Raw genomic sequence first — 833 nt, 5'->3', positions numbered from 1 at the left:
GGTTCGTCGGATACCGTCCAGGTATTCGAAGTACCTCCGCGTCCTTCCCGGGCCCGCTTCGGCGGGCTCGGGTTCGGACGTTGTACGGCCTTCGCACCACCGGCTCCGGACCCGCGCCGAAGCTCGCACCGCACCGCCGCACCCTGTGAGGAGAGGAACCGTGACACCGCCCGACGACCGCAGCGGCCAGTACGGCGTTCCGTACCCTGGCACAGGCCATGACGCCTTCGGAGCACCCGGCGTCGGCCACGGTCAGCAATACGGCCGGCACCACTACGGGCAGCCTCAGCAGCACCCGTACGCCCGGCCCGAGGAGCAGTACGGCCAGTACGACCAGTACGCGCGGCAGCAGCCCGCCTACGACACCCCGCCGCCCGGCTACCCGACGCCGGCGCCCGCTCCGGCCCCGGACTTCCAGCCGGCCCAGGAACCGGGGCACATCGAGGAGTTCGACGACGAACCGGACTCCGGCCCGCTGATCAGGCCGTTCGCGATGACCGGTGGCCGCACCCGGCCGCGCTACGAACTCGCGCTGGAGGCCCTGGTCTCCGCCGACGTCGATCCGCAGCGCCTGGCCACCCTCCTCCCCGAGCACCAGCGGATCTGCACGCTGTGCAAGGAGGTCAAATCCGTCGCGGAGGTGTCGGCGCTGCTCTCCCTTCCCCTGGGAGTGGCCCGCATCCTCGTGGCCGACCTGGCCGAGGCCGGCCTGGTCGCCATCCACCAGCCCGCTTCCGGCGGCGAATCCGGAAACCAGCCCGACGTCACGCTGCTCGAAAGGGTCCTCAGTGGACTTCGCAAGCTCTAACGCGGCCGCCCCCACCCGCGCCACC

1 protein-coding gene is annotated in these 833 nt (G+C 71.5%); it reads left to right on the top strand.

Annotated elements, in window-relative coordinates; translation table 11 throughout:
• Nucleotides 1-160 precede the first annotated feature (160 nt).
• A complete protein-coding gene (locus J0670_RS40435; RefSeq protein WP_207817450.1) occupies nucleotides 161-808 on the top strand; it encodes a DUF742 domain-containing protein in 648 nt (215 codons plus the stop codon).
• Nucleotides 809-833: the final 25 nt, after the last annotated feature.

This window comes from Streptomyces sp. FH025, assembly GCF_017427025.1.
In the GTDB taxonomy this organism is placed as follows: domain Bacteria; phylum Actinomycetota; class Actinomycetes; order Streptomycetales; family Streptomycetaceae; genus Kitasatospora.
The sequence above is the reverse complement of the archived record's forward strand: the minus strand, read 5'-3'. Positions and strand labels throughout refer to the sequence as shown.